Below are 3,731 nucleotides of genomic sequence, written 5' to 3' on the forward strand. Positions count from 1 at the left end.
AAGAGAGATGGTTGAGGTATTTGACGCTAAAATACAATCATCTTTTACTAAGCCTTCTACTTCTTTTAGTACCGCACGCTTAACGTTTGGATTTTCTACCACTGCTTCGATAACGATATCCGTTTCAGCAAAGTCGCCATAATTCAAAGTAGGACGGATACGGCTTAAAGTCTCACCCATTTTCGCTGGGGTCATTTTGCCGCGATCAACCATTTTGCCAAGTAGCTTGCTGGCTTCGCCCATACCAAGATCTAATTGCTCAGACTTGATGTCTTTCATAATAATTGGCAAGCCTTTGCTGGCTGCCTGATAAGCGATGCCGCCGCCCATGATACCAGCGCCGAGTACTGCCGCTTCATTGATTTCATGTGCTTTTTTGCTGTGCTGTTTGGCTAACTTTTTAACCAACTGATCGCTTAAGAATAAACCAACTAAGCTTTCTGCTTGTGGGGTTTTAGCCGCTTTTGCAAAACCTGCCGCTTCTACTTCAATCGCTTTATCACGTGGTAAGTTAACGTGTTTTTCGATAGCAGCGATAGCAAGTGCTGGCGCAGGATATTGCTTAGGATTGGCTTTGGCAAAGATCATACCTTTTGCGCTGTTAAACGCCATCGCTTGCTCAAGCTGATTTAATTTGACAGGAACTAGCTTTTCTTCACGCTTCGCTTGCCAATCAAGCTCACCTGAGATACATTTTTTGACCAAATCAATGGCCGCATCTTGCAAGTCATCAGCAGCAACAGTCGCATCAACCAAGCCTAGTTTTAGCGCATCAAGTGCTTTTTTAGGCGCACCTGTTGCAATCAGCTCAAGCGCATTATCGATACCTATGACACGCGTACTACGAACCGTACCACCAAAACCTGGGAAGATACCCAATTGAGTTTCTGGTAGACCGATGATGGCTTTGTCGCTCATGACACGATATTCACAAACCAAGGTCATCTCACAACCACCGCCAAGCGCCGCGCCATTGATAGCAGCTACTTTCGGGAAAGGCAAATCTTCAAAGCGGTTAAAGGCGTCATTGATATTAATAACCCAATCTTTGATTTCTTCTTCTGATTGCTTAAAAGAAGCCACAAATTCAGTAATGTCGGCACCAGCGATAAAGACGCCTTTACTTGAAGTGACGATTAAGCCCTTAACGTCATCCGCTTTTTCTAAAGCATTAACAACTTCGGCAAATTGCTTGTTGGTTTCAGCATCAAACTTGTTCACGCTCTCATTTTCGGCGTTGTACTGCATGTTGGCGATGCCATCCTCTAGCATTGTCACCGTAATGCGATTTCCTTGGTATACCATTTGGAACTCCTTGCTATATAACGAAAGCTACGTTTTAAAATTAAAATAAATAGCCAGTTATTGTTAGAAAAATGGGTAATAGCACCGCTAACCTGCCCTTTCATCATAATCAACAATAATGACGTCATCGTGATAATGGTGATAAAAGTTAGCCAGATTAAACAGTGAAGATATCTTTATTATTCAGCGCTTATGCCTGTGTATTTATAACTATGTACTGGTGTTCTATTATTACAGTTGCAGCTATTGACTGAGATTTGGTCTAATAGTCATTTTTAGATTAAAAAATGGGTACAAAACCCCATTTTTTAATCGCCAGACCAATTTCACGCCAATTAGTGTAGGGGATTATGCCCCCGACTGTCACAAGCTAATACCATACTCGCAAGTCACTCTTAAATCTACAGCAGCCCTTTACCTGACTAGCAATCTGCCTTAAGAGATTGTTTGTATACTAAGATTATATAGTGAAAAACAACCTCTTAACTCGACTTCTTATCAAAACATATTCGACTGCTAAGTTAAATCACTAATACGTAACAACAGCTTATGACAGTATTTCGGTTTTTAACCGGCTTTTTTAACACTAAAGTATAAAAAATGATTCACGGATACTACGTGCAGCAGAAGGGATATAACCTATCATGCTACACTAGCGATATTTTTATTATTCACCTTATAGATGGTTGGATTATGACTGTTTTTCTTACACCAAACCTTACCGATCCTAGCTTCATGCCTTTTACGAATACTAAGCAATTTCATCACGATGTGCGTGCGCAGCTTACGCAAGATATCGAGGTATTATTTGCTTACGCTGAGCTACCAAGTCCGCTGCTCGATGCTTGTCGCTATGTGATGACAGGTAGCGGTAAATTGGTGCGCCCTTTGTTGGTCGCCAGCGCCTTTGCCAGCACTTATAGCAATAATGTCAAAAGTATGGCTAATGGCGATGGTTTAGAAATGTTGTTAGAAAACGACTCAGATTATGATATGTACCGCCGTGCAGCGTTGGCGGTGGAGCTACTGCACACTTATTCGTTGGTACATGATGACTTGCCATGTATGGATGATGACGAGCTACGCCGTGGTCAGCCAACGGCTCATATCGTCTTTGAGGAATCCACTGCCCTACTAGCAGGTGACGTGTTGCAAACGCTAGCATTTGAGGTATTGACAGCAGAGATACCGACCTTTGCGCCTTTTGACTCAGCTATTGCTAGCCAGCTTATCGCTATATTTGCCCCGCGTGCCAGACGTATGGTCTCGGGTCAAATGCTTGACCTGAATGCTGAAGCCAGTAACGACATCTCACAAGATGATTTAGAAGCTATCCACCGTGATAAAACCGGTGCCTTGATTGAAGCCGCGATGCTAATGGGCGGTATATGTGCTGGCGCGACGGCGCCGCAGCGCATGGCATTACAAGAGTGTGCTCAACATATCGGTCTCGCCTTTCAGGTTCAGGACGATATTTTAGACGTAACGACCTCTACCGATACCCTCGGTAAACCTGCTGGTAGCGATGAAAAATTGGATAAATCTACCTATGTAAAATTTATGGGCGTTGAGAAAGCAACCAAATATGCACAATCATTGTTTAATGATGGACGCGCAGCCATCATTCGTGAGTTAAGCAGCCGTGAACTAAATAGTCGTGAGCTTGGCAGTAACGCAGACAATGACGCACTATTGGCACTCATCGAATGGCTCTGGTCACGTAAGAAATAGGCTTATAACTAACACGCTCAACCTTTTAATCAGCAAAAATAGCAAAGAGTGGTCAACATGGACAGTACCCCTACTCCGCGTATTTATCTAGGCACTGGCGGTTATAGCGATACCGACTTGCTTGGCACGCTTTATCCAACCGGCACCAAAAAGACAGTTTTCTTACGGGAGTACGCCAAAAAATATGGTGCAGTAGAAATTAATAGCACCTTTTATGCGCCTATCGGACAAAAAGCCTTTGCAGGTATGGTCAATAAAGCCTATGTGCAAGCAGATAGTGAGTTGAAGTTTGCGGTCAAGCTGCATCAAGACTTTACTCATGCGCGTAAAGGCACAAGCGAACACGCGCAAGCTTTCCTTACTGCTTTAACACCGCTCATCGAAGCCAATGCTCTAGCGCCACTATTATTACAGTTTCCACATGGCTTTGATCGTACTCGCGAGCATCGCCTCTATTTAGCAAACCTCGTAAGTTGGTTTAAGGATTATCCACTAGCCATCGAGTTTCGTCATAATGGCTGGCATACCCCGCAAGTAGTCGATAGCTTTACCGAGCAAGGTTTGATTTGGTGCAGCGTTGATTATCCCAAAGTAAGTGGTCTACCACCGTCACGGCTGATATTTACTCAGCGTACGGGTTACCTACGTATGCACGGTAATAATTTAAACTGGTGGGATGCGATGAGTGCGGCTGA

At 43.6% G+C, this 3,731-nt stretch carries 3 protein-coding genes; 2 read left to right on the plus strand and 1 reads right to left on the minus strand.

The features are described 5' to 3' along the window. Positions 1-1,305: enoyl-CoA hydratase-related protein (locus tag VLN09_RS08580; RefSeq protein ID WP_325245597.1), on the minus strand; the 1,305-nt coding region annotated here is incomplete at its 3' end. 693 nt (positions 1,306-1,998) lie between these two features. On the opposite strand from VLN09_RS08580, the gene VLN09_RS08585 reads away from it, so the two are divergent. Continuing rightward, positions 1,999-3,036 (plus strand): polyprenyl synthetase family protein, encoded by a 1,038-nt coding sequence (locus VLN09_RS08585; RefSeq protein WP_325245599.1) that lies wholly within the window; start codon positions 1,999-2,001, stop codon positions 3,034-3,036. 57 nt (positions 3,037-3,093) lie between these two features. Continuing rightward, on the plus strand, positions 3,094-3,731 hold a 638-nt coding region (locus tag VLN09_RS08590; RefSeq protein WP_325245601.1), incomplete at its 3' end, for a DUF72 domain-containing protein.

It is taken from the genome of Psychrobacter sp. (assembly GCF_035469765.1).
In the GTDB taxonomy this organism is placed as follows: domain Bacteria; phylum Pseudomonadota; class Gammaproteobacteria; order Pseudomonadales; family Moraxellaceae; genus Psychrobacter.